Annotated in this window: 26 protein-coding genes, 1 tRNA gene and 1 riboswitch; of the genes, 17 read left to right on the top strand and 10 right to left on the bottom strand. The window is 46.4% G+C overall.

Annotated features, from left to right (window positions below; all coding sequences use genetic code 11):
• Positions 1 to 201 precede the first annotated feature (201 nt).
• The 10 genes from NYE45_RS00430 to NYE45_RS00475 all read left to right on the top strand — a co-directional run bounded on the left by NYE45_RS00430 (position 202) and on the right by NYE45_RS00475 (position 8,663).
• Complete coding sequence (locus NYE45_RS00430; protein ID WP_340015175.1) at positions 202 to 1,590, top strand: D-alanyl-D-alanine carboxypeptidase family protein; 1,389 nt, start codon at positions 202 to 204, stop codon at positions 1,588 to 1,590.
• 219 nt (positions 1,591 to 1,809) lie between these two features.
• On the top strand, positions 1,810 to 2,400 hold the full coding sequence (pdxT, locus tag NYE45_RS00435; RefSeq protein WP_091039250.1) for a pyridoxal 5'-phosphate synthase glutaminase subunit PdxT: 591 nt from the start codon (positions 1,810 to 1,812) through the stop codon (positions 2,398 to 2,400).
• 279 nt (positions 2,401 to 2,679) lie between these two features.
• Positions 2,680 to 3,963 carry a serine--tRNA ligase gene (serS, locus tag NYE45_RS00440; RefSeq protein ID WP_340015176.1) on the top strand — a complete coding sequence of 428 codons (1,284 nt, stop codon included), beginning with the start codon at positions 2,680 to 2,682 and terminating at the stop codon, positions 3,961 to 3,963.
• 197 nt (positions 3,964 to 4,160) lie between these two features.
• A tRNA-Ser gene (locus NYE45_RS00445) sits at positions 4,161 to 4,249 on the top strand.
• Between the two features lie 190 nt (positions 4,250 to 4,439).
• The gene (locus tag NYE45_RS00450) at positions 4,440 to 4,781 is read left to right on the top strand and encodes a hypothetical protein (protein WP_340015177.1); all 342 of its coding nucleotides are present in this window, start codon (positions 4,440 to 4,442) and stop codon (positions 4,779 to 4,781) included.
• 27 nt (positions 4,782 to 4,808) lie between these two features.
• Positions 4,809 to 4,985, top strand: a complete 177-nt coding sequence (locus NYE45_RS00455) for a hypothetical protein (RefSeq protein WP_017691325.1) — start codon at positions 4,809 to 4,811, stop codon at positions 4,983 to 4,985.
• Positions 4,986 to 5,006: 21 nt separating this feature from the next.
• The gene (locus tag NYE45_RS00460; protein WP_036607296.1) at positions 5,007 to 5,159 is read left to right on the top strand and encodes a small acid-soluble spore protein P; all 153 of its coding nucleotides are present in this window, start codon (positions 5,007 to 5,009) and stop codon (positions 5,157 to 5,159) included.
• A 234-nt stretch (positions 5,160 to 5,393) separates the two neighbouring features.
• Entirely contained in the window at positions 5,394 to 6,488 is a 1,095-nt protein-coding gene (locus NYE45_RS00465; protein WP_264936035.1) for a hypothetical protein, read from the top strand.
• Between the two features lie 166 nt (positions 6,489 to 6,654).
• A complete protein-coding gene (locus NYE45_RS00470; protein ID WP_340015178.1) occupies positions 6,655 to 7,527 on the top strand; it encodes an AraC family transcriptional regulator in 873 nt (290 codons plus the stop codon).
• 98 nt (positions 7,528 to 7,625) lie between these two features.
• The gene (locus NYE45_RS00475) at positions 7,626 to 8,663 is read left to right on the top strand and encodes an ABC transporter substrate-binding protein (protein ID WP_340015179.1); all 1,038 of its coding nucleotides are present in this window, start codon (positions 7,626 to 7,628) and stop codon (positions 8,661 to 8,663) included.
• A 123-nt stretch (positions 8,664 to 8,786) separates the two neighbouring features.
• On the opposite strand, the gene NYE45_RS00480 is transcribed toward NYE45_RS00475, so the two are convergent.
• Positions 8,787 to 9,356, bottom strand: coding sequence for a GNAT family protein (locus tag NYE45_RS00480; RefSeq protein ID WP_340015180.1), 570 nt, complete (start codon positions 9,354 to 9,356; stop codon positions 8,787 to 8,789).
• A gap of 240 nt (positions 9,357 to 9,596) precedes the next feature.
• A complete protein-coding gene (gene tadA, locus NYE45_RS00485) occupies positions 9,597 to 10,097 on the bottom strand; it encodes a tRNA adenosine(34) deaminase TadA (RefSeq protein ID WP_264936039.1) in 501 nt (166 codons plus the stop codon).
• A gap of 332 nt (positions 10,098 to 10,429) precedes the next feature.
• Here tadA and NYE45_RS00490 point away from each other — a divergent pair, with 332 nt between their 5' ends.
• Positions 10,430 to 12,769, top strand: a complete 2,340-nt coding sequence (locus NYE45_RS00490; RefSeq protein WP_340015181.1) for an ATP-binding protein — start codon at positions 10,430 to 10,432, stop codon at positions 12,767 to 12,769.
• Between the two features lie 18 nt (positions 12,770 to 12,787).
• The gene (rluF, locus tag NYE45_RS00495; RefSeq protein ID WP_145153770.1) at positions 12,788 to 13,489 is read left to right on the top strand and encodes a 23S rRNA pseudouridine(2604) synthase RluF; all 702 of its coding nucleotides are present in this window, start codon (positions 12,788 to 12,790) and stop codon (positions 13,487 to 13,489) included.
• 218 nt (positions 13,490 to 13,707) lie between these two features.
• Here the strand turns inward: rluF and motB are convergent, their stop codons facing one another.
• Complete coding sequence (motB, locus tag NYE45_RS00500; protein ID WP_340015182.1) at positions 13,708 to 14,526, bottom strand: flagellar motor protein MotB; 819 nt, start codon at positions 14,524 to 14,526, stop codon at positions 13,708 to 13,710.
• Positions 14,513 to 15,313: a flagellar motor stator protein MotA gene (motA, locus tag NYE45_RS00505; RefSeq protein ID WP_062838138.1), complete on the bottom strand. Its 801-nt coding sequence runs from the start codon at positions 15,311 to 15,313 to the stop codon at positions 14,513 to 14,515. The genes motB and motA overlap by 14 nt, the downstream gene beginning before the upstream one ends.
• A gap of 233 nt (positions 15,314 to 15,546) precedes the next feature.
• Between motA and NYE45_RS00510 the strand changes: the two genes are divergently transcribed.
• Genes NYE45_RS00510 through rbsK form a run of 4 tightly spaced genes read left to right on the top strand, consistent with a single transcriptional unit; the run spans position 15,547 to position 17,420 of the window.
• Positions 15,547 to 15,840 (top strand): hypothetical protein, encoded by a 294-nt coding sequence (locus NYE45_RS00510; RefSeq protein ID WP_062838137.1) that lies wholly within the window; start codon positions 15,547 to 15,549, stop codon positions 15,838 to 15,840.
• A gap of 3 nt (positions 15,841 to 15,843) precedes the next feature.
• Positions 15,844 to 16,065 carry a hypothetical protein gene (locus NYE45_RS00515; protein ID WP_340015183.1) on the top strand — a complete coding sequence of 74 codons (222 nt, stop codon included), beginning with the start codon at positions 15,844 to 15,846 and terminating at the stop codon, positions 16,063 to 16,065.
• Between the two features lie 30 nt (positions 16,066 to 16,095).
• The gene (locus NYE45_RS00520) at positions 16,096 to 16,392 is read left to right on the top strand and encodes a 4a-hydroxytetrahydrobiopterin dehydratase (RefSeq protein WP_062838136.1); all 297 of its coding nucleotides are present in this window, start codon (positions 16,096 to 16,098) and stop codon (positions 16,390 to 16,392) included.
• A gap of 44 nt (positions 16,393 to 16,436) precedes the next feature.
• Positions 16,437 to 17,420, top strand: coding sequence for a ribokinase (rbsK, locus tag NYE45_RS00525; protein WP_340015184.1), 984 nt, complete (start codon positions 16,437 to 16,439; stop codon positions 17,418 to 17,420).
• A gap of 74 nt (positions 17,421 to 17,494) precedes the next feature.
• On the opposite strand, the gene NYE45_RS00530 is transcribed toward rbsK, so the two are convergent.
• From NYE45_RS00530 to NYE45_RS00550, 5 genes are all read right to left on the bottom strand, one after another.
• Positions 17,495 to 17,851, bottom strand: coding sequence for a cytochrome c (locus tag NYE45_RS00530; protein ID WP_062838135.1), 357 nt, complete (start codon positions 17,849 to 17,851; stop codon positions 17,495 to 17,497).
• Between the two features lie 150 nt (positions 17,852 to 18,001).
• The gene (locus tag NYE45_RS00535; RefSeq protein WP_340015185.1) at positions 18,002 to 18,496 is read right to left on the bottom strand and encodes a GNAT family N-acetyltransferase; all 495 of its coding nucleotides are present in this window, start codon (positions 18,494 to 18,496) and stop codon (positions 18,002 to 18,004) included.
• Positions 18,497 to 18,851: 355 nt separating this feature from the next.
• Positions 18,852 to 19,322: a C40 family peptidase gene (locus tag NYE45_RS00540; protein ID WP_062838133.1), complete on the bottom strand. Its 471-nt coding sequence runs from the start codon at positions 19,320 to 19,322 to the stop codon at positions 18,852 to 18,854.
• A 3-nt stretch (positions 19,323 to 19,325) separates the two neighbouring features.
• A riboswitch (cyclic di-AMP (ydaO/yuaA leader) is annotated at positions 19,326 to 19,463 on the bottom strand.
• A 254-nt stretch (positions 19,464 to 19,717) separates the two neighbouring features.
• A complete protein-coding gene (locus NYE45_RS00545; protein WP_339167976.1) occupies positions 19,718 to 20,560 on the bottom strand; it encodes a hypothetical protein in 843 nt (280 codons plus the stop codon).
• Between the two features lie 10 nt (positions 20,561 to 20,570).
• Positions 20,571 to 22,562, bottom strand: a complete 1,992-nt coding sequence (locus NYE45_RS00550) for a M1 family metallopeptidase (protein ID WP_340015186.1) — start codon at positions 22,560 to 22,562, stop codon at positions 20,571 to 20,573.
• Between the two features lie 101 nt (positions 22,563 to 22,663).
• Between NYE45_RS00550 and NYE45_RS00555 the strand changes: the two genes are divergently transcribed.
• Complete coding sequence (locus NYE45_RS00555) at positions 22,664 to 23,167, top strand: YwhD family protein (protein ID WP_062838130.1); 504 nt, start codon at positions 22,664 to 22,666, stop codon at positions 23,165 to 23,167.
• A gap of 197 nt (positions 23,168 to 23,364) precedes the next feature.
• On the opposite strand, the gene NYE45_RS00560 is transcribed toward NYE45_RS00555, so the two are convergent.
• A complete protein-coding gene (locus tag NYE45_RS00560) occupies positions 23,365 to 25,443 on the bottom strand; it encodes a PBP1A family penicillin-binding protein (RefSeq protein ID WP_340015187.1) in 2,079 nt (692 codons plus the stop codon).
• Positions 25,444 to 25,811 lie beyond the last annotated feature (368 nt).

Raw genomic sequence — 25,811 nt, forward strand, 5'->3', positions numbered from 1 at the left:
GTCCTTTTACATAAGCATTCGCAAAATGCGGACTAAGTGACAATCGATAACGAACTTTAGGAGCAATGATATTGCTCGTTCGATATAGCGCATATGCCACACATCTCATACATCATTGCACAGGTTGGGGAACAAGAAAATTGCAGCTTAAGCTGCACTGAAGCATTTAACCATGCTTTGGATCGAAGGGAGTATTCATCATTGAAAGCCAAACACATGAATAAAAAGAAACGCCAAATGCTCAAAAAGAGCGTAGCCTCGGTAATGCTAATTAACATGCTTTGCTTGTCTGCAGTAATGCCAGTCATGGCTGCTGCGGACACCTCCGGTCAGGTTCTGACTGCTGCGGCAACAACAACGAAGACGGAGAAAGCTGTACAGGTGCCTGGGGTAGACTCGCTTGGGCTTGAGGTTAGATCAGCCGTCCTTATGGAAGCCTCAACTGGACAGATTCTGCTCAATGTCGATGCGGATAAAGCGATGCCGCCTGCAAGTATGACCAAGATGATGACAGAGTACATTGTCGCTGAACAAGTCAAACAAGGTAAATTCGGCTGGGATGATATCGTAACTGTTAAAAAGAATGCTGCACAAAGTGTCGGATCACGTATCTTCTTGGCGGAAGGGGATCAGCACACAGTCAAGGATCTTTATATTGCTATGGCTGTTGGCTCTGCCAATGATGCTACGGTAGCTTTGGCTGAGTATGTTGCAGGTTCGGAAGAAGCTTTCGTGAAAATGATGAATGATGAAGCGAAGCGTATGGGTATGAAAGATACGTTCTTCATTAACTCTTCAGGTCTGGATCGAGCAGATATGCCTGCTGACTTCCGTCCAGCTGAAGAAAAGGAAACAGTGATGTCCGCACTGGATGCTGCAATTCTGTGCCGTTACATCATTATGGATCACCCGGACTACACAGAATTTACAACCATTCAATCCTACAAATTCCGTCCTAATGATAAAGCGCCGATTATCAACTACAACTGGATGCTGGAAGCGAATAAAAATATAACCAACTTCAAAAGCTATGCCTATGAAGGTCTGGACGGAATGAAAACAGGCCATACCACGAACGCAGGTAATAACTTTACAGGTACAGCGGAACGTAACGGTATGCGTCTCATCAGTGTTGTTATGGGCACAGATTCGGAATCTGCACGTTTCAGAGAAACCAAAAAGGTACTGGACTTTGGATTTAACAACTTTGAAGTAAAACAGGCTGTCGCAGGCAAGACCAAAGTGACGGGCTGGGAAGCTGTACCTTTGAAAAAAGGTAAAGAAACGACCGTTCCTGTCGTAACAGATAATGCGGTAAGTTTCGTTGTTCCCAAAGGTACTCAAAACCTGGATGTGACGTTCAAAGCCAATGTAACTGAGGCTGACCAGCTGGTAGCACCAATTAAGGCAGGTACAAAGGTTGGTACGGTAACGTACACGTATAAAGCAGAGGGAATTGAGCCTCAGGAAAAAACAGTGAACTTGATTACTGCGGAAGAGGCCGATAAAGGTGGATGGTTCCGTCTGTTCTTCCGTGCTGTAAAGGATTTCTTCGTCGATCTCTTTGACGGAATCAAAAACCTGTTCTAACCCTTAGCAAACTTCATGAAAAGAGTATGATCATGATTTTGATGTTTGTGTGATCAAATCATTGACAAAATACAAGTTATTCCGACCGGATGGATTGTATATTTACAATTTTTCCGGTAAAATATCAAGTTAGAATTCACGTATGATGAAGCGAAAAAGTCCAATGTTCGTTTAACCATATGCAAGATCGTGGCTGGTCAGGAGAAGGAGAATGATCATATGAAGATCGGTGTTTTAGCACTTCAAGGAGCTGTCACAGAGCATATTCGGAGCATTGAACGTGCTGGAGCAGAAGGTGTGGCTATCAAACAGGTTCAGCAATTGGAGGACTTGGATGGTCTTATCCTTCCTGGCGGCGAAAGCACGACAATCGGTAAACTGATGCGCAAGTATGGGTTTATGGATGCCATTCGAGCGTTTGCAGCTGAGGGCAAACCGGTATTTGGTACCTGTGCAGGTTTGATCGTTATGGCTAAACATATTGCAGGGCAAGAAGAAGCTCATTTGGAGTTAATGGATATGACTGTATCCCGAAATGCATTTGGACGGCAGAGAGAAAGCTTTGAAACAGACTTGCCAGTCAAAGGCATTGAGGAAACGGTAAGGGCTGTATTTATCCGAGCGCCCTTGATCGAAAGTGTCGGAGACCAGGTGGAGGTTCTCTCCACATACAAGGATGAGATTGTTACTGCTCGTCAGGGGCATTTGTTGGCTTGCTCCTACCATCCGGAGTTGACGGATGACTATCGTCTGCATACTTATTTTGTAGACATGGCCAGATCCTATAAACACACGGTAGACTCTAAATAATGCATGATGTACAACCTATGATCTCCCGGTCATCGGATCACTCCCCCAGAAGCCTTGTAAGGCCGCAGGTTGGCAGTTGCATCTGAACGGATGCCTGATGTTGCCTGTATCTGCTTCATAGCGGGAATCGCAGCGGAGGATGACACCGGGGCATAGGTTGTTTTTTAGGTTACAGGATCCGATAAGTATTATAGTAAGGTATATACATTAGAGTTTTGAGAATGGATTTAACATAAACATAAGGCTTCACGTTGTGAGGTTATTTAGGAGGGTTATATCGTGCTTGATGTGAAAATATTGCGGAATGAGTATGCACGTGTAGAAGAAGCATTGACTAAACGGGGCAAATCGCTGGATCTTGTCGCTGGATTTACCGAGATGGATACCAAGCGTCGGGAATTGCTTCAAGAGAGTGAAACACTGAAGAGCCGTCGAAATACGGTCTCCGCAGAAGTTGCCAGACTGAAGAAGAATCGTGAGAATGCTGATGATCTGATTGTGGAGATGCGTGAAGTCTCTGATCGAATCAAAGCTATGGACGAAGAAGTTCGTGAATTGGAAGTGAAGATCAATGATCTCACAATGGCGATCCCGAACATTCCTAACGAGAGCGTACCCGTTGGAGCTTCTGAAGAGGACAATGTTGAGATTCGTCGTTGGGAAGAGCCTAAGTCATTTGCTTTTGCGCCAAAAGCACACTGGGAAATTGCACAGGATCTCGATATCCTTGATTTTGAAGCGGCTGCCAAAGTAACAGGTTCCCGTTTTACCTTTTATAAAGGTCTGGGTGCACGTCTGGAACGTGCATTGATTAACTTCATGATGGATCTGCACAGCGATCAACATGGATATGAAGAGATTCTGCCTCCATACATCGTTAATCGGGATAGCTTGTTTGGAACCGGTCAACTGCCTAAGTTCGAAGAAGATCTGTTCAAGTTGAAAGATACTGAATATTATCTGATTCCTACTGCTGAAGTTCCGGTAACGAACTACCATCGCGAAGAGATTCTGAATGTAGATCAATTGCCTAAGCATTTTGTGGCATACAGCTCTTGTTTCCGCTCTGAAGCCGGTTCGGCTGGACGGGATACACGTGGATTGATTCGTCAGCACCAGTTTAATAAGGTAGAGCTTCTCAAGCTCTCTACTCCGGAAACTTCATATGAAGAGCTGGAGCAAATGACTCAAAATGCGGAGCGTGTGCTTCAATTGTTGGGCTTGCCGTATCGCGTCCTGACATTGTGCACTGCAGATATGGGCTTCACTTCAGCTAAAACGTATGATATTGAAGTATGGTTGCCTGAGAGCAATACCTATCGTGAGATTTCTTCCTGCTCCAACTGTGAGGACTTCCAGGCACGTCGTGCCAATATTCGTTTCCGTAGAGATGCAAAAGCCAAACCGGAATTTGTTCATACATTGAACGGGTCAGGATTGGCCGTTGGACGGACGGTAGCCGCTATTCTGGAGAACTATCAACAGGAAGATGGTACGGTTGTCATTCCTGAAGCATTGCGTCCTTATATGGGCGGTACAAGTGTGATTGCACGTCGCTCTTAAGTAACAGTAAGCTAACCATTCTCATCAAGGGAATACAAATTCAATCCGTCATTTTGGAATGACGGATTGGAGTGTTTTGTATAACGGAGGTGGTTGTCTGATAAGGATCTTCGATTTTGATATAAAAAAGCTTGCATTATATTATCGGAATGTGGTATGATAATTTTCGTGGCAAGTTTATAAAAGTTAATTTCCCTGGAGAGGTACCGAAGCGGTCATAACGGGGCGGTCTTGAAAACCGTTAGGGGGCAACTCCACGTGGGTTCGAATCCCACCCTCTCCGCCATATTACACTTATAACAAGGATTTGAGCGATTTCGCTCAGGTCCTTTTTTGCGTTTTATGCATGCGACAAGCCTTAACTTACAGGTTAGTGGCCGATGTATACGTTGCCCAGTACAATGCTATATTTCAATAAGATTGTTATGTATAAAAACATCTTTATCGCCGCACTTTATAGGAGTGGAGGTGGTAAGATGAACCGCGAGTTAAACATCGATCAGACAGAGCTTGTAGGGGCCTGGCAAGAACGTTTGCCCGAAGTCCTGAATGTTGGCGATCAGGCTCAAGTGATGGCTGATGAAGCCGATCAACAGGCTATTCGGATACACATTGCGACAGCAGGTCACGAGATGTACTCTTTTGATTTCAAATGTGCATATGTCGATTCACGTGAAGTCAGCGTACAGCTGATTGATGTGGAACGGGATGGAAGAACGACGGATGAGCGTACAGAACCGATTCAGGATCTGGCTCACGATTATACACGGCACATTCACGAATGCGCTCAGTCGTTACAGTCCAAGACGAGACAATAGCCTGATTTCTGAAGGAGTGAACTTCAATTGACGAAAGCCAAAGCGGGAGTGGACAAAAACCTGCAAAATGTAGTCGATGATCTGGAGCAGCCAGCTGTAAACAGTCATCATGCCCAGCAAATTCAGCAAGATATTAATGATCGCCGTCATCAGGATGCACTGAATCATGATAAAACGGAAGATAGGGACCCATCCCATTCCTAACAATGATGAGGGGGCAACATTATGAGCAAACCAAAAACAATTCCTGTACCGGAAGCGCAAGCATCCGAACAGCATCGTCATTCATCCAAACGCTCTTCCATGCAGGAACCACTATCCGGTTCCAAAAAAGTGAAAAATCAAAATCATGTGGATCATCTGAATCCCCAAGGTTAATAGAAGAAACAGATTCACGCAAAAGCCCCTTGTTACCTAACAGGGGGTTTTTGCGTATTCATACATATATAAAGACAGGCACATGCATAATCCCAAACCTTACATAGGTCTTTGTAGCCATTTTAAAGAGGAAAGATCACATTTTTCCCAAATTAGGTTTCAGTATCTGGTGATATGGTATATCATTGATATTGAATTACTTTTTTTGGGGTTATCACGAGAGGAGAGAAACAAATGACTAAACGTATGGGGGCGCTTCTTCTTACGTTGCTGTTGACCGTATCTATGGCCTTGACAGCATGTAGCAGCAAGCAGGAACCAAAAGAGGCATTGAAGACGGCTGCGGCCAATGCTTCCAAACTGACTTCGTATGAAATGAGTTCTAACTTCACTATTAATGAATTGAGCTATAAACCTGGAGATGCTTCACAAACTGATCCGACCATGGCTCAATTTATGAGCATGCTGAAGGACGCTCAGTTGAATGTAACAGGTGTATACCAAAGTGAGCCAATGCAGACAGAGATGACTCTTGGCATTGAACTTAAAGGCGACATGGGTATGACCTTTAACATTCCAATGGTGATGACGGCTGAGAAACTCTATGTGAAAGTGCCGAATATTCCGTTCTTCCCGATTCCGGAAAACATTGTTGGCAAATTCTTGGAACTTGACCTGAAAGAACTGGCTGAGCAAGAGGGGACTGAATGGAACCCTGATGCTATGGACGCAGCCAAAACGCAAAAGCTGAGCAACGAAGTAATGGACGCAGTGCTGAGCGAATACGATCAAGCTAAATTCTTCAAAAACCTAGACACCAAAGATGCACAACTTCCTGAAGGTGTAGATGCTAAGCAGGTTGTACAATTCTCGGTGAATAATGACAATGTTAAAGAAGCGGTTACTGTACTGGTAACGAAAGCTATGCCTAAAGTATTGGATATTCTGTCCAAAGAGGAATATCGTGAAATGCTGCAAATGGATCAGGCTGATATCGACAAAGCTAAAGAAGATTTGAAAATCACTGAGGCAGATCAGGCTGAAATGGCTAAAGACTTGGATAAATTGAAAGATGTTCTGACAATTAACCAATTCAACATCGATTTCGCATTGGATAAAAACGACTTCCCGGTATATCAAAAGATGGTCGCTGATGTGCTGATCAAGCCGGAAGATACGAAAGACGAAGTGAAACTGGCATTTACCGGTTCCAATACGTACACTAAGATTAACGAAAAAGCAGCATTCAAAATCAACATCCCTACTGGCGATGACGTAATTACCATGCAAGAGTTCGAAGAACTGATGAACGCTTCGTACGGATACTAATCTCGTCGAGTCAGTCCAAAGATAAACCGTTTGTTATTCAAGTGAAGGATGATCTCCTTCCGCTTGGGTACAGGCGGTTTTTTTTATATAAAATTAGAGTCTATACAATGAATGGGACGGAAGATAAACTATTTATAAATGACAGGAGATCAGGGGGGAGTACTCGATGATAACACCGGATGAAGAACAGCTTGCTTATGAATTCATTGAGCATCCTGTTCATGTATGTGGGATTTATCGTACTGTATTGCGTGCAGACATGATTTACGATGGGCACCGGGAGAAACGAACAGAAAAAAGTGCTTTGCTGCTGGTGTTACACGGACAAGCAGCGTTTCATTTTACGAATACGGATGGTACGAAATATCTTTATCATATGCAACCAGGCAAGGCGTTTATCGGGGGTAAGAATATGCATCTGGAGATCCATGTCGGAGACAGGAACTTTGAGTATGTATTAGTTCATTATTTACCGGCAATGCAAAAGGAAGAGGGACTTCATTCGTTTCATACCGATCAGGTCTATGAGCTGCAGATGAGCTTGAATGATTCAGAGTCCCGAGTTCAAGGGGAATTGATGCTTGCTCTTCTTAACGTTGCCTCGAATCCGGGGTACATAAACCAATTGGAGAAACAGACCCTATTTTATCAACTGCTCATCTCGGTATTACGTGGAGCGAGAAGTTCGAGGAATACATCAAGTGGTGCATGGATAGATTCAGCTCAGGAATTCATTCAGCATCAGTATGCTGAACCACTGACGCTTGAAGGTGTTGCTGCTCAATTCGATATGAAACCGAAATACTTTTCACATATGTTTCAAAAATATACGGGGATGGGTCCAATGCGTTATCTGATGCAGTATCGTCTGAATCGTGCACAGGAGCTGCTGGAGATCGGAAGTTACACCGTGAAAGAGGTATCTGCAAAGGTAGGTTATGCGGACCCCTACTACTTCAGTCGGGTGTATAAATTGCATAAGGGCTGCGCTCCATCCGAAGTGAGAAAGATTATGGGACATGGAAAGAATCCATCCTGAATCGGACAGTGTCCATTGTACAGGCGGATATCACTGATATAATTGATAATGATAATTGTTATCACAAATTCGCTGAAGTAATTGGAGGAGCACTAGAGATGCATAGAACAAGATATAAGGGTTGGGTCATGCTTGTTGCAGTATTGAGTTTAGTTTTACTATTGGCTGCCTGCTCGTCGGGTGAAAAAAAATCGGAGCAAACGACAAGTCAGACGGAGCAAAGTGCTACCCGTACAGGTGAGAATTCCGGCTCATCATCTGAATCCGCAGATGAATTGTCTGATAACTATCCACGTACGGTACAGACTGCTCGGGGAGACATGGAAATCAAACAACAACCCAAAAAGATAGCTTTGGCTCATTGGGGATTGAGTGATGATCTGCTCGTATTTGATCTGGATTCCGTGGCTATCACGCTTCCTTTTACAGAAGATCAATCGTTATTGAAAAGTGACTTGTACAAACCTTATGTTGAAAACAAAAACACGATTGATATCGTGGGTGAGAATACACAAGTGAATCTGGAGGCATTACTTGCTTATGAACCGGATTTGATTATTGCTGGCAATGAGACGAACAAGGACATTCTGGAGCAACTCGATCAGATCGCACCCACTGTTGTACTGGATGAGACCAAGCAGGATGTATTTAAGGAATGGCGTAAAGTCATTACAGATCTGGGGCAGATTTTGGGACAGGAAGAAACGGCTGTACAGTATATTAATGATTTTGATCAAAAACTTGCAGATGGCAAAAGCGAGCTTCAATCTATCGAAGGAACAGTTGCATTCATGCAGGTTCGTGAAAAACAGGCTTATCTTCAAGGTGCCGACTATATCACGGAATATTATGATGGTCTGGGACTAACGCCTCCGTCCACAGAGGCTGGAGAGCTTACATTGGAAGGGATTGCGAAGCTCGACCCGGATTATCTATTTTTGGGGTATTTCAATATGGAAGATCCATCTCTGTCTGCTGTAACGGATGAATGGGAGAAAAGCGCTGTCTGGAAAGGACTCAAGGCAGTGAAGAATGGGCATGTTTATAAGATAAATGGACAGGTCGCCTTTGGTTTTGGACCGGTAAGTAAGTCTTACGGCGTAGAGCAAATAACGAATAGTTTGAAAGCCCAATAAAAAAAGTGTCATACTAATAAAACCGCACTCTTCCCTAACTAGTAGGGTAGTGCGGTTTCGTATTTTGAATTTGTATATTGTTGAATTGGAAATGTAGACGGTTGTGAGGATAAGCTTTTCTTATTAGTTTGCAAGTTCGTCCAAGTCTTCAGCAAGTACAGCATAGATCTGATGATCCTGATATTTGCCGTTGATCTTGAGATATTTGCGAGCAGTACCTTCAACCTGAAATCCGTTCTTCTCAAGTACTCGCTGTGAACCTTTGTTGGTGGGTAATACTGCAGCCTGAATCCGATTTAACTTCAGCGCACGGAAGCCATAAGCTACGGCCAGTTTAACTGCTGCTGTCATTCGTCCGCCGCCCTGATAATCCGGATGGATAAAGTAACCTATATCAGCATAATTGGCAACGCCCAATACAACATTGTTGATACTTACTTGTCCAATCAGCAGGCTATCTTTAATGGTATAGATTCCAAATTGATATCCTGTACCTTCTTCTGCTGCTTTGACCCGATCCTCAATCCGCCGAGTCTGAGCATCCAGTGTATAAAAATCATTCTCTCGCACGGGTTCCACAGCTTGATAGGGGACACGTGTGACCTGAATCAGGTCCAGATAGGATTGAGTATCCTGGGATGTGAGCAACCGAAGGCTTATGCCATTGGCTGTATCATAGAGTGTTAGTGCCATTGCAGCACACTTCCTTTCCAATTGAAATGTTCGTAGTGCTATATGAATTGAACTAAAGAATATTACACTTGCCACTCCGATGACAGAACAACCTTCCGATCGCTGTTATCCCCCGATTTTTCGATTCTATATTATAGAGGTGGAAATCTGGGGATAAAGGCGAACGCGTTGCTTCTTCAGGTCATTTCTGTCCTCTACGTTCTCGTGTAAATGTTTAGTTTCAATTTATATAGTTTATTTTTATTTTTTACGCAAACGTCTGAAAAATTGAGTCAGCATCGTGGAGCATTCAGGTTGAAGAATATCCGCAATAACTTCGGTACGATGGTTAAAACGAGGCTCTTGCAGCAGGTTCATCAGTGTACCTGCACAGCCGGCCTTGGGATCAGCTGTACCATAGATAACGCGTGGAACTCTGGATTGTACAATGGCACCTGCGCACATCGGACAAGGTTCCAGTGTGACGTACAGAGAACAGTCCAACAAACGCCAAGCTCCAATGGTCTCGCTGGCCTGACGGATAGCCACCATCTCTGCATGGGCGGTGGAATCCAGCGTAGTTTCACGCAGGTTGTATCCTCGACCAATGATTTGGTTGTTTTGTACGATTACAGCTCCGATCGGAACTTCCCCAAGAGCCTCCGCTTTGTAGGCCTCGGCAATAGCCTCCCGCATCCAGTGCTCATGCTGAGCTTCCTCAGATAATTGCGCAAGATCAGTCTGGAGAGAATGGTCAGTCATTACAATATAACTCCTTCCAAAATCGTTTATTCAGCGAACAAGCATTCGGGTTGTTAACATGTTGTGTATAGAATTGTGGATAAGCATGTAGTTGCTCACATAGTTATAAACAAACTATCCACAAGCCTGTGGATTTGTGGATAAATATAGTGATTAATTTCATTGTAGAGTTCAAAAAGGCAAGAAACAACGAATTTCGAGCTTTTCAGCCAAGCGGTAACTTTTGGACAAGGGTCAATTATCCTTTTCAAAAAGACATACAAGCGTTATGATGGATATAGGTTTTGCCATATATCGCCAGAGGGTACAAGCCGAGAGGTGAACAAAAAAACTTGTCTATTAAAACGAAATTATCCATGATTATGTCGTGCTCAGTGCTCGTTATTTTAGTGTTGAATATCGCACTGAGTTATTATACTACAGAAGAGAATCTGAGGCAGGACAGTGAAACCAAGATGGTGCTCACTGCGAAGCAGATTGCAATTGCTGTCGAACAGAATCAATACAGTTCGGATTATGTAAAAAGACAGATTGGAAACAATCTGTGGCTTGCTGCTGTCATGGCGGCGGAAGAATTGGACCCGGATATTAATAATATCACAAATGAAGAACTTGTACGCTTGAGCCAAAAGGTCGGCGTTTCGCATATTTCGTTAATGGAGCAGACGGATGATGATATTGTGGTTAGCCGCTCCTCCGATCCGAGAGAGCTCGGGCTGTCCACCAAATCCATGACCTATTGGTATCAGGCATTTAAGCAGTTGTTTGAAAAACAACAGGTGACGATTCCCCAAGGGCAGAAGTTGGAACATTTCTGGTCAGATGGATTCGAGTATTCGACGTCCAGTCCTTCGGATATCGATATCTGGGGTTACTACCATGATGGAAAGAGAAACTACATAATCAATCCCTTCTATAATAATACGGAAGTTGATGACTATGTGAAAATCTCTAGTCCGGATGAGATTTTGAATAAAATTCGTGAGGTCAATCCCTCCATTCTGGAGATTACAGGCATCAATCCATTAACTTTCGGCAGCCCCAACATGGGTGATGACGGAAGAGATTCGAACTTTAGCAAGTTGAATAACAGACCGATTCGTTTCGGCACATACCAATATGGTTCTACGGAAGAGGACCACCGTGCTGTAGTGCGCGCCATTCGAACAGGGCAGAATGTATCTTTTGTCAGTGAAACGCACGAACAGAAGGTATTGAAGAGTTTTATTCCCATTTTCACACCCAATCAGTCTTCCTATGTCATCAGTATTGTCATGGACTATAAGCAAATATCCTCCATGGTATCTGAGCAGCTGGTGAGCCATGCCTCAATATCTTTGGTTTTGCTGGAGATTGTGATCTTTGGCAGCTATTTGCTCGCAGGTTATATTACGCGCCCGATCCAATCCATACTGGGCAAAGTGAATGATGTAGCCGATGGACACTTTGACTTCCGTCTGAAAGTCCGGAGGAAGGATGAACTTGGCCAACTGGCCAATCGGATTAATGCCATGATTCGCAATCTGGGCCATTATACGAGCCGTCTGAAACAGATGTATGAAGAGAATCGCGCGGTGAAAGAGCATCTGGAGTCCATTATCAATCAGACAGCGGATGCCATTCACATTACGGATCTTGAAGGGAAAGTGCTGCGGGTTAACCGGGCATTTGAACAATTATATGGCTTTCGAAGTCGTGAGGTGGAAGGTCGTAACTTGAAGATCATCCCGCCAGAGGCAGAAGAAGAAATGAAACGTCAGCATGCCCAACTCGTTGAGGGGATGTCCATTACGTCCAACGAAACCACCTGGATGAAGAAAGACGGGACCCGAGTAGAGGTCAGTGTCAGTACGGCCCCGGTACGAGACGAGGCTGGCGAGATTACCGCGCTCATTAGTGTCTCCAGAGATATTACAAGTCGTAATCGTATGGAAGAGCTGCTCAGACGCTCTGAAAAGCTTACAACCGTGGGTCAGCTTGCAGCAGGTGTGGCGCATGAGATTCGTAATCCGTTAACCACGCTGCGCGGGTTCTTGCAGTTACAGCAAGAGAGCAATAAGCTGAATCATCGTCATCTGGATCTGATGTTATCGGAGCTGGATCGCATCAACCTTATTGTTGGTGAATTTCTGATTCTCGCCAAACCGCAGGCGGTTCATTTTCAGAATCGGGATATTCGTTTTATTCTCGGCGATGTCATCTCGTTACTGGATAGTCAGGCGCATCTGCATGGTGTAGAATTTGTACTGCGTGCCTCATCCGATTCGGCTATGGTACACTGTGAAGAGAACCAATTGAAGCAGGTATTCATCAATTTGCTGAAAAATGGTATGGAGGCCATGCCAAATGGAGGTAGCATCCATATCAAGCTCAAGCATGATGAACAGCTCAACCGCGTCAGAATTGAGATCAGGGATGAAGGGATCGGTATCCCGGAAGAGATGATGCCCAAGCTCGGGGAGCCTTTCTTTACGAATAAAGAGTCTGGAACAGGACTTGGCCTGATGGTCAGTCAGCGCATTATTCAATCACATAAGGGCATGATGGATATTAAAAGCGTCTTGAACAAGGGAACAACGGTTATTATTGAACTGCCTGCATCCGAGCAACAACCGGAAGTGATTGAGGCAGATCAGGTAACGGATGACACACTTACAGATGAAGAGAAATAGATGAGGTGAGATTACCTTTTGCGTATTAATAAATTTATTAGTGAAACAGGTTATTGCTCCCGGCGTGAAGCCGACAAGTTGGTGGATAGCGGGAAGGTCACGATTAATGGAGTTAAGGCTGAACTGGGCAGTCAGGCAGAAGAAGGCGACGATGTACGAATCAATGGCAAGCCGATCAAGGAAAAGAGAAAACACGTATATATCGCGCTGAATAAACCGATTGGGATCACAAGCACAACCGAGCAGCATATTCAGGGCAATATCGTTGATTTTGTCGGGCACGATGAACGTATTTTTCCAATTGGTCGCCTGGATAAGGACTCGGAAGGTTTGATCCTGATGACCAATGATGGGGATATCGTTAACCGGATTCTTAGAGCAGAAGGACGCCATGAGAAAGAGTATATCGTCACTGTTGATCGAGCTGTAACGCCGAGTTTCCTTAGAGGCATGAGCACTGGGGTGAAGATCCTGGGCGAAATGACACTGCCATGTACAGTGACCCGGATGACGGATCGTGTATTCCGTATTATCCTGACCGAAGGAAAGAACCGCCAGATTCGGCGTATGTGTAGTGCCTTTGGATATGAGGTTCGTAAGCTGAAGCGGGTTCGGATCATGAACATCCATCTTGGAGAAATGGCAACAGGTGCATGGAGAGAGCTTACTGCCGCCGAAAAAGCGGAGCTGGGCGGACTGTTGGATTATTCACTGGAATAGTCGATTCGACTCTAAACAATTAATTTAACTAATTGAAGCTCTGCTTTCCATAATGGAGAGCAGGGCTTTTTGACGCAGGGTCACAGAAGACAGGTGACTCATCCGAAATAATGTGAACATATGTAGAGATAAACCAAGTATCAGCCATATATAAACCAAAAAGACCGTTCTCCTTGTACCTGGAGAACGGTCTTTGGTTAATGAATCGCTGCAGGCTTCTAGTTTCCTTCGCCCACGGCTTTTACATTTGTATTGTTACTTTGATACTTCCGAATGATCGAAACCTCTACGCGGCGATTCTGTGCCCGTCCGGTATTGGTGTCATTGCTGGCAATTGGGTGATACTCTCCATAACCACTTGGTGTGAATTTGGAAGGGTCCAATTGCGAGTTTAGCAACAGGATTTTCAGGAAGTTGAGCGCACGATCTGCGCTTAGATCCCAGTTATCCTTATATTGGTTGTTCGAAATGGGAATATTATCGGTATGACCGGATACAACCACTTCATATTCAGGGAACTCCTGTAGCATGCTTGAAATTGCTTTGGCCAGGGATCGTGATTCAGGCTTCACATCTGCTCGGCCTGAGGAGAACAGGGCGTTATCACTGATGGTGATCTTCAATTCAGACTGATTCAGCTTGGTGTTCAGCTGGTCTGAAAGTCCGTTCTTCGAGATATACTGGTCAAGCCGTTTCTTGAGCTTCTCCAGATCTTCTTGTTCTTTTTGAGCCATCTGTGCATCCGTAATCTGAGCTGGTGTTTTCTTGGTGATTTCTGTAGGTTCCTGTTTGTTCTTACCCAGATCGGCACCAGGCGTATCCGGATTCATGGACGAATGGTCCAGAATTCCGGAACCTCCATTTAATGCACTGTTTAGTGCGGAAGCCATCTGCTCGAACTTGGCTGCATCGATTGAACTCATACCGAACAATACAATAAACAGAGCGAGCAACAAGGTCATCAAGTCGGAATAGGGAAGCAACCAGCTCTCGTCTATATGCTCTTCATGTGGTTCGTGCTTCTTAGCCTTTTTCACCTGATGAGCCCTCCTTCTCTTCCAGTTGTTTACGTTCGGAAGGTGTCAGGAATACAGATAATTTCTGATTGATGGCAATGGTGGAAACACCGGATTGAATCGAGAGCAGACCCTCAACCATCATGAGCTTAATTTCCATCTCTTGCTTGGACATCCGCTTCAACTTGTTGGACATTGGATGCCACAGTACATAACCTGTGAAGATACCCAAGAGGGTAGCGATGAATGCTGCAGCAATCGCTTGAGAGAGCTTATCCATATCGCTAAGGTCTGCAAGGGCTGCGATCAAACCAACTACGGCTCCGAGAACGCCAAGTGTTGGAGCATACATACCTGCTTGGGAGAAGATTAGTGCACCACTGCGGTGACGTTCCTCTGTAGTGTGAATATTTTCCATTAAAACATCGCTAACAAAGTCTTGATCGTTCCCGTCGATAATCATTCGCATGCCGCTGCGAAGGAAATGATCGTCAATATCTTCTACTTTTGATTCCAGTGCAAGCAAACCTTCACGACGGGTAGTGGAAGCCCAGTCCATAAACGTGCCGATTAGGGATACGCGATCGATCAATTTTTGCTGTTTGAACAAAACTCCGAAGAGCTTCGGAATTCTCTTGACTTCTGACATAGGGAATGCCATAAAAATACTTGCTGCGGTACCAACAAATATAATCATGTAGGCTGCTGGGTTGTTGACCAGATTAATTACGGGAGCATGCTTTAACATCATACCGATTACAAGTGAAGCGAGTCCCAAAACAAGTCCAATAATTGTTGAAATGTTCATCATACACCTCATCCATGAGATAAAATTGAATCCATTCAAGCGGCTATATTCGGGCTTCCGGACGAACGTTGGCCGCAATTCGTTTAATGCTTGGCACTCTTTTTGATTGCCAAAACAGTTAAAACGGTCATGTATAGTATTTATCGACCAATAGGCCTTTTTTTTTAAGGGTTATTTTCAGGTATAATAAGATCAAATCCGCTCCTTAGGGGCCGAATAGGAGTGAAAAGCCAATGGGCGTAAAGCATGGACGGGATTATGAAGGAATTTTGACAGATTTGACAACGGCAATCGGACGCATACCGGATCGGTATGTTTTCTTTGAAATGGACGCGGAAGAGTGGGAGAGACTCGGGGCACCTGAGCAACTTGAAGTGGACGAGGCGTTGGCGGAGGATCTGTTCTATGCGCTGGGTGAGGAGTCTGTCATTCCGGTTGGAAGTGGAGTGGTCATCCATGATAAGGAACAACACCGCATTCATATTTTGATTGGGGAAGAAGAGTTAACGTTTGTGCCACTAATTTAGTATGTGTACATGCCATTTTCGGAGGGGATGAATGGAGAGGAGATTCTCTTCAAAGCCTTACGGTTATTGGTTCTATGGCATGTAGTTGATTGGATTTTGCAGCTTGTCCATGGTAAGATGTTAGTCGTGAAATGGGCCAACCGCATGGCGGTGAGTCTGGCCTTTGAGGTTGCTGTGAATCGCACCGAAGGTCTCGATGGTTATACGGACGCACGTCGTCTGTAAGGTACCATCCTATGGGGAGGAAGATAACGCATGGTTTTTTCGCAAGAGGAAGTCGAAGCTCATCTGGGGAGGCTGGAAGGCTGGGAACTGGAAGAGGGACGGTGGATTGTACGTAAATTCGTGTTTTCCAACTACATGAAAGGGATTGCATTTGTGGATGAGGTCGCTGCGATCTCGGAAGCATTCAATCATCATCCTTTTATTACGATTGATTATACAACGGTTACGCTGCGTCTCACGTCATGGGATGCGGGTGGTATTACATCTGTAGATATCAAGGAAGCAGGACAATATAACGAAGCTTATGACAAAATGAGGTCCGAATAACGAGATTGGTTATTATGGCGCGGCCGGAAGTGAGTGAACCATACATGTCAGACTATAATCAGAAACAACCTCTTATTGCTGTCGTAGGCAGTCTCAATATGGATCTCGTGGTGAAGACAGATACGATTCCGGAAGAGGGAGAGACGGTGAGCGGTGAGGAGCTGCATTATCTCGCTGGTGGCAAAGGCGCAAACCAAGCTGTTGCCGCTGCGCGTCTGGGTGGACAGACCGCGATGATTGGTGCGGTGGGGTCGGACGGTTTTGGCGAACGTCTGCTGCACAGTCTGACGGAAAGTGGTGCAGATGCCTCGCAGGTTCGCATATTGGAAGACACGGTTACAGGGACGGCATCCATTTGGCTCTCTCGGGGAGATAACCGGATTATTGTTATTCCTGGCGCGAATGGACAAGTGGTACCTGAGATGCTGGAAGAGGCGGATACGGTAAAAAGCCTGACTGCAGCCGCAGCGGTGCTGCTGCAGCTGGAGATCCCGCTGCCAGCGGTCACCCGCGCCGCCCAACTGGCGGCTGAAGGCAGCGCACTGGTGGTGCTCAACCCGGCTCCAGCGGTGCCGGGTCTGCCCCAGGAGCTCCTGCGGTGCGTCGACGTAGTCACGCCGAACCGCAGTGAGCTTGCCGTGCTTACCGGCCGGGATCATCTCCGGCCGGAAGACCTGGATGCGGCGGTCGCAGAGCTCGCCGCATCCCTCGGGGCCGCTGTCGTCACGACGCTCGGCCCCGAGGGGGCTGTATACGCGGCGGCGCCTGGCGGCCGCGTACAAGCAGGGCGTGCCGGCACGTGCCGTGCGCCTGGCTACGCCGTAAGCGCCGTCGATACGACCGGCGCTGGCGATTGCTTCAACGGCGCGCTGGCAGTAGCCCTCGCGCGCGGTGAGACGTTGGACGCGGCCGTAGGCTTCGCCATGGGTGCGGCCGCATTATCCGTGACCAAGCTCGGCGCCCAGTCCGGGATGCCGTCCGCACGTGAAGTCGAGGCCTTTCTGGCTGAGCATGCGGCAGAGGCCTAATTAATGGCATAACAAAGAGGCTCTTATTCTCCCAACAGGGGATTAAGGGCCTCTTTGTTATGCGTGTGCAAAGATTATTTCTTCTCTGACAGCCACATGGCGATATTGGCAATCTCTTCATCCTGCAGTCTGCCCTTGAAGGCAGGCATGCCACCTTTACCTTTGACAATCGTGGAATAGATCTTCTCCAGATCGTCCTGGCTGCCGATGTTCGCCAGAGCAGGTCCTACGCCACCTTGCAACTGATCCCCGTGACAGGAAATACAATTGGCTTTGACCAGTGCCTCAGCCTGTCCTGCATCCATCGTCACTTCCGGCATGGTTGGTTTGGCTTCTTCAGCCACTTCCTCTTTCCCTGGAAGCGTAAACATTAAAACAATAGCTAAAGCGCATGCTGCAAAAAATACCCCGCTCATGATCCATTTGTGCATCCCTTATGTCCCCTCCAGAATGAAAGATCATCTAACCTGAAACTATCCATATCATTATAACGGAACCTGTAGTGACATCATAGCATTTTGTGGTAATTTTTTGAACTAATCACATAACAAGGGGCAGATTTGGTTGTTTTGCAATGGATTCTAGTCACGAGGCCCTTCATAAACCATGCAGTGAAAGGGCATTAAACCGCTTGGGGTCTGTCGTTCGTATGTATCCTGGGTGACAAATCCACTCTTCAAATAGACTTGAATGGCACGGGCATTCCAGGTGAGCACTTCCAGGTCGATCTCATTCGTCCGATTCCGGCGAATGGCTTCCTGCACAATGGCGGTGACAAAAGCTTTCCCTTGACCCTGACCACACAGCTCTGGATGCATGCCGAGGCCAATCCGGGTTACCCCTTGCAGTGGGAAGTATTGAGCGAATCCGCAGATGCGATCATGCTGATCTAGAACAATCGCATATTGTTCCTGCCGCAGCTGTGCATCTCCAAACTCCACTTCCAGTGCTTTCATCTGCTCCCAGGGTAGCCAGCTATAGATATTGTAAGGCGGATTATACTGCCAACTGCAGATAAGCTCCGCATGTTCTTCTTGCATGGGTACAACATGAAACGTTACAGGGGCTTCATTCATACATCTGCACGCTCCTCTCATTCATTACCAAACTCTCTGTCCACTCTACAAAAGAGCCGTTCATTTAGCAAGTCTCCCTTTCCGGGAAAAAAATGAAACAAAAGTTCCGGTAATTCCGTTTATATTATAACGGGATGGGTAAAAACATCATAAGGGCACGGACGAGCGAACGCAAAATGAACCTGTTGATTTCGCAGGATATACCTCGTGTGTAACTTGTAACGTAAACAGGGAATGAAGCACAAAAAAACCGCCGGATACATTCCTGCGGAGAATGTACCGGGCGGTTCTGTTATGCTTCTTGCTTCGTTCCAGTATGGTTAATGGTTACAGCATCATGTTGCTCAGCTTGTCCCTAGTCAAGGGCCAGTGATTCATATGCGTCCGTGCTCATAATCCGTTTAGCGCCAACATAACGATTGGCCCAATAGTTTTCACTCAATGCACTGATCGTAACACCTTTGGAAGAAGAGGAGTGTGCGAACTTTCCATCCCCTACAAAGATTCCTACATGAGATACGCCTTTACCTGTTGTATTGAAGAAAACCAGATCGCCAGCTCTCATCTCCATGCGGGATACGGAATCACCCATGTCGAATTGGGAACTCGATTGGCGTGCCAAATCAATACCCAATTTGTCGAATACATACCGTGTAAATCCGGAGCAGTCAAAGCCGTTAAGCGTTGTTCCCCCACTTTTGTATGTAGTTCCCATTGCTGAATCAATTACTTTGTCCATCTTTGAATCTGCGAATGCGCTGCCTGCACCAAGCGATAATGCGAATGTGAGGCTAAGTACAGCTGCGGTTAATTTCTTCTTTAACAAGAGATATACCCCTTCCAACGCCTGCGAGGTTAGCTTAAGGATTCGGTTGAAGGTCCCCTATGATCCCTCTGTAGCAAGATCAATTCACCCATAACTGGTTCCCCCGCTTCCCAGGTGCCAGGAATTTGGCTATGCTAGTTATGCACCTGCGAAATCAAGAAATGACGATTTAATTTTAAGTAGTTACAAATATGAATGTAAAGATTACAAAGTTGTTACTAAAAACTCACTGCGATTATTGTAACAGAGGAGTACCGCTTTGGCAACGTTTAGCAATAAAATTAGCAAAAAAAACCTCGACCTTTGACGGGGAAAGGTTGAGGTTTGCCTATTTATAAGTACATATCAGGCCATAAGTTTAACATGTGATGGTAACAATTTTTAAACTATCTGCTCTAACCTTTGGATGTTTTGGACTGCCATAACCGGAAATGGGCGCATATTTTCCACAGGCTCAATAGACATCTGGCCAGTGGATACGTCTGTTGTAGTATAAGTCCGGTGAGTCCTGTTAGTAACCATGAGGCTGAAGTGAATGCCCCGAAGACGAGCAGGTGAACTCCGCCCAGCAGCAGTGCAATGCCGATTACAGCGATGAGATGACGCAGTGCAATCCAGAGCGCCTTGAGTGTGCCGTGAGCGCCACCTTCCCCTTCTGGTGCCGAAACACCGAACTGCATGTAGAGCAGGGTGTGGTGAATAATCCAACCATATACGATCCAAGCAGCAACATAAGGTATGCCAGGCAAGAGTAATTGAAGGGAATGAAATCCATCCATTAGAATCGAGTACAGCTTTGGCACGAGCCAGTAGCCAGGCAGAAGCACCAATAATGTACGAATGGTGTGGAGCAGCAGCATCGGTTTCCACAGATTTTTAATCCCGCGGACGAATGGAATGCGCTCTTCTGTACTATTATAGTGCTGAAGCGAGTAGAGCAGTCCTGCCTGAATGAGGGGGCTGATTAACATCCGAAGCAGTAGCATGGCCCCCAGAATCCACAGATAACGATGAACCTCCGGATGGGTAGACAGGTTCAGTTGGCTTTCCATTTTGAACAAAAGCGTACTCAGCTCCCCGGCATCAGTATCCGGATAACGCAGGAGTAGTGGGACGACAGCCGATTGTATCATTCGATAGAGGAAATATCCCCATATAAGTTGATAAAGAAATAAAAGTGCTGCAATGAACATATGCTGACGGACGAGAAACCAGCCCTCACGTATTTTCGCTTTCACCGTTTCCACCTCACCATGACAGACTTCCGAATATGGCTTCTATTAGTTTGGTTACACTCATGCTCCAGCGGGACTTCGTCGGCTCATCCAGTCCGGCTTTCAGGAAATTGTTCATATGGCGGTTCTCCAGCACGATCGTGTAGAGGGGATCGGTCATGGCCCAGGACACGGGAGATGTGTGAGTTAATTTATAGGTGATGCGATCTTCTTTGCCATCCCATTGCTTGGTGAGGATATGTCCGTCTTCAAAAGCAATTCGAACAGGAACGGCGTTGTAATCACTACCTTTTTTCGCAATTGTTACGGATGACTCGTACAATGTTTGGCCGTCTTTCTGTACGGGTGTAACATGAATCTTCTCTACAGCAAAGTCAGCCATTCCGTTACCATAGACATATTGGTCAAAATAATCAGACCAGGAAGTACGGGTTTCTTGTTCCACAACTTTTTGAAAGTCAGTCGAAGTGGGATGTTTGAAACGGTACTTCTTCACATAGGTAGAGAGAATGCGTTCCATCTTTTTCGCACCGACTTGATGTTCAATACCGAGCAATACAAGCTTGCCACGTGTGTAGACATTGGCTGCATACTCGTTCTGGGAATCGAACTTCCAGGATTCTTGTGTTAAAGATGAAGGAGACGTAATCAGTCCCGATTGCACCGGCAGGTTCGGGATCAGTCCGTATTCCTGCTCCATCAGTTTGTCTTCTGCATAAGAGGTGAACCCCTCATCCAGCCAAGCTTCCTCGAATTCGTTGCTGGCAACCATGCCATAGAAGTATTGATGTCCAATCTCGTGGACTACGGTTCGTTCCAGGTCATAACCTGGCGTGGTGTCATCCGCTCCAAAGGCTGTGATTAGCGTGGGATATTCCATGCCGCCGGCACCATTCCCCGTTTTGGGTGGAACAACGATAGATAAGGTAGCGTAAGGATATGGACCAAACCATTTGCTATAATTGGATAGAGCGGCCTTCGCAGCGTAGAAATAACGTTCTTTCAGATCCTGATGAGCAGGGTCCAGATATAACTTGATTCGTACACCAGGAACGTTGGGTGCAGAGAAGGGCTCTTCGGCGTACACAAAATCGGGTGAGGCTGCCCAGGCGAAGTCATGCACATCATCAGCATAGAATTGATAGACTTTTTCTCCATTCTTCACTACAGCTTGCTGCGTTGGAAATCCGGTAGCAGCCACCTTGTATGTTTCAGGCACCCGAATACGCACACTATATATACCGAAGTCGGCGTAAAACTCCGAATTGCCGTGGTATTGGTGCAGATTCCAGCCTTCCGTTGTTCGTCCACGCCTGCCCACAGGTTCATAGGCACTTAGTTTGGGAAACCATTGACCTGCCATGACAAAATCATCAGCGGTTCCCATCCGGGCAAAAATCTTGGGCAGATTCACTTCGAATCGGGTGTGGAGCGTGATGCTTTCCCCGCCTTTGACGGGTTTGGGCAAGCGTACTTTAATGAGGGTGGTGTCCTTGATATTTCCGTCATCTGGCTGCACATACTGCATCCGGTGCAGCAGAGAGAGCCCGTCCTCCGTTTTCATTTCGGTAATATGCATGGAGCCATAGCCATTGGTAGGCATGACATCACCCCGAAGCTTTCCGCCGGATTCCTTCATAAAGGTGGTGTCAGCAGAAGAGAAGGCATTGGGGTACATATGAAAATAAAGCTCATTGACGGTTTTTTTGCCTGGATGTGTCCATGTAATCGTCTGAGTTCCTTCCAGTACGTTCCCTTCTGCCAGTTTTACATCCATGTGATATTCCACAATACGGTTGCTGTACACTTCGGCGGTAGGGGTCTGTACACTTTCTGGAGGTGCTGGCGTTGGAGCTATTGCCTTGGGCTTGCCCGATTCCGGGGCGAGTACTGGCAATTCGGAATGAGTTGAGCGATTGTAACCCAGAGTGATCCATATCCCTCCGGCCAGCACACATAAGGCCAGGGATGCGGTGAGCCAGCTCTTGGCGCGTCGTGGAATCATCGTTAAATACCTCCCGTTGACAAGCATCTACAGCATGTATATGTTTGCAATGGGCCAATTATTAGTTAAAATATTTGTATCAACCCTTGGAGGCTATAAACATGGACCAAAACGAGCAAAACGGCAAAAAACAGATTGCCTTGAATATCGTTAGTGCAAAAAGCAAGCATAAAGGTTTCGGTGCAGGCTCCATTGATCTGAACAACCTTTCTCCGGTCATTATTGATAATGGCGAAGCCAAAATTGATATCGGTGCGATGCATGCGAAGAGCAAAGTGGAGCGCAATATCAAGTTCTCGACGAATCGTGAGGATGTACCCAATGGACGCCAAGTATGGCTGGTGTGGGTAGCTGTGGATCGCACGGAGGAAGGCCAACTGTATGGTGGAGCAACGGCCTGTGAGATGTGGATTGACACAGAAGCAAGACGTGGATGGAAACTGCTGGCGGAACATGTGAATCGCATGGATTATGCCATGAAGCGCCGTTTCATGCTGGATGAGCTCGGACCGGAAGCACGGGCCGCACTCAAGACGCTGTTGATCTCACACAACGAAGATTGGTGGAATGCTTCTCCGGATGTATTGAAGGAAGCACTTGCCTAAGTTAGATCAGTCAACACAGTATAAAAGAAAAAAGAAAAAGGCCCTTTAACCGGAAAATTCGGTTGGGGCCTTTTTGCTCGTTCATTAACAGTATTCATCGATCTGAATAATTATGAGTTTTCATCTGAAGTGAATTTCCAAATGATCAATATAATCAGGGGTCAAAGGTGACGCAACTAAGTCATCGCGCATTTGCGTTATTCTACCCACCAACGTTTGAAATCTCCCCACCAGGAATGCTTCTCTTCCTGTATGCCTTGTTGATTCTGCACCTGACGGGTCTTCTCATCTTCTCCTGCATCCGAATCATCCGTCGTACCATGACATACCTCTTTCGGCTCAGTTCCATCAATAAAGACTTCCAGTCGCTTCTCTTCACAGCCATTGCCTGCCAGCTTGCCGGATTCCGGGTCGATATAGACACTTACAACATGATCAGGTACGGTGAAAATTTTAGGTGGTACGCTCGCAAGGGCCTGCTCTGTGAACTGGGCAAAGATCGGCGCCGCCCGTCGGCCATCCGAAGTGGAGATGGCTTTGCCTTGGTCGTAACCAACCCATACCGCGGTGGAGAGCTCAGGTGTGAATCCAACCAACCAGGCATCGGTATTGGTTGTGCCCGTCTTTCCGGCTACCGGACGTTTGATCGCGGCAGACACCCGGTTACCCGTTCCCCCATTTTCGAAGACACTTTCCATTAAACGAGTCAGTACATAAGCTGCCGCAGGTTCCACAACAGTCTCAGCCTTCGTCTGCGGCGATTCGTAGAGCACACGTCCTGCAGCATCCGTCACTTGCAGAATGGCGACAGGTGGTGTTCGTTGTCCACCAGCAGCGATGACAGAAAAGGCCGACGCCATCTCCAGCGGACTGACAGGTGAGGTTCCTAGTGCAAGAGAGGGCACGGCGCTCAGGTTACTTGTAATACCAAGGCTTTTCGCCATACTCACAACCTGCTCAGGACCGATCTGCATAATGGTGTTCACCGCATAGATATTGTCTGAAGCGGCGATTGCCTGCCTAAGATCAATCTCACCTAGATACTTGTCCCCGAAATTGCCAGGTTTATAGGTTTTGCGGTCGTTGTCATAATGAAACAGGGTAGGTTCACTGTTAAACATGGATGCACTGGTAAGCTGCTTGGACTCCAGGGCTGCCAGATACATAATCGGTTTAAAAGCCGAACCCGGTTGACGTGTAGTCGCCAATACATGGTTAATCTGATTGGTGCGATAATTTTTGCCGCCCACCATGGCTTTGATGTAGCCCGTACGAGGATCGATGGACACGAGGGCCGTCTCCAGCTCGCTTTTGGCATCCATACCCTTCGCTATGGCGTCTTCAGCTGCTTTTTGTACACGTAGATCCAGTGTGGTGTAGATGTTCAATCCCCCGTGGTCCAGCATCGCTTCGCTGATTCCTAGCTCTTTGATGGCCAGACTCCGAATATAGTCACGGAAATACGGAGCGCTTTCCACCGTTTTACGCTCACTTTCCGGTTTGAACGAAAGCATTTTCTCATAGGCCTTATCCGCTTCGGCCTGGGTAATCTCGCCGATATCAGCCATGGCATTCAGCACAATTTTCTGCCGGTCTTTGGCATTCTTCATATGGTTATAGGGTGAATAATATGTGGGTCCTTTCGGGATTCCTGCCAGCATGGCGCTCTCTGCGAGATCCAGCTGTTTGGCTGATTTGCCAAAATACATCCGCGAAGCTGCTTCGATTCCGTACGCTCCATGCCCGTAATAGATTTCATTCAGATACATCTGCAAAATTTCATCCTTGCTGTACTTCATCTCCAATTGCGCCGTGTACATGGCTTCCTTGGCTTTGCGAGTCCATGTTTTCTCATGAGACAGATACAGGTTACGCGCCAGCTGTTGGGTCAATGTACTCGCGCCTTGTGACATCTGCATATGTTCAAGGTTAACGAGTACCGCCCGTCCCATTCCTTGAACGTCGAACCCGTAGTGGTTGTAGAATTTGCGGTCCTCTACAGCCAGAGTGGCATGGACCAGATCTGGAGCGATGTCCTCCAGTTGAACAGGTACAGAATCTTTGCCACCTGCCGAGAAGGTAGCGATCACTTCACCTTGACTATCCAGCAATCGGGAATTTCGATCAGAGTCTGCGAGGGGGAGGCTGGTTGCGTATAGGTACACCAATCCCGCCGCGGTAGCAAGCATGGCGAGCACGCCCAGCAGAGACAGGTTTTTAATGAATTTTCGTACACGGAACCCGCGTTTGCGGGTCTTTTGATTTGGCTTGGTCATGGAACGGGCTCCTCTCTTTTCTTCCAGTATGGGACTTGATTGGCAGGGATATTCAATCGGGTGCATAAGCAAACAAAATGTAGCATTTTCGCCGGAAAAACCGTTTTGCAGTATAAACGTCAATCGCGTATAATGCAAAAGGGTAATGAAAAGGTAAGATTCGGCACAAGATACTAAAGCGCGTAAGGACGAACAGACGAATGGTCATTGATTCATTGATTAGTCAGACGCTCTGCACGCTCTGGTCAAATTTAATCTATATAATGAAGTGAACCGCGGATCTTTCCCGCAGGCCAGCAAATCATAACGCGATATGGCGCCGAACGCTGGACGTGCTTGGGCGAACCGATTATAGTGCACAGCGCTTG

The sequence above is a fragment of the Paenibacillus sp. FSL K6-1318 genome, assembly GCF_037976905.1.
GTDB classification, from domain to species: domain Bacteria; phylum Bacillota; class Bacilli; order Paenibacillales; family Paenibacillaceae; genus Paenibacillus; species Paenibacillus amylolyticus_A.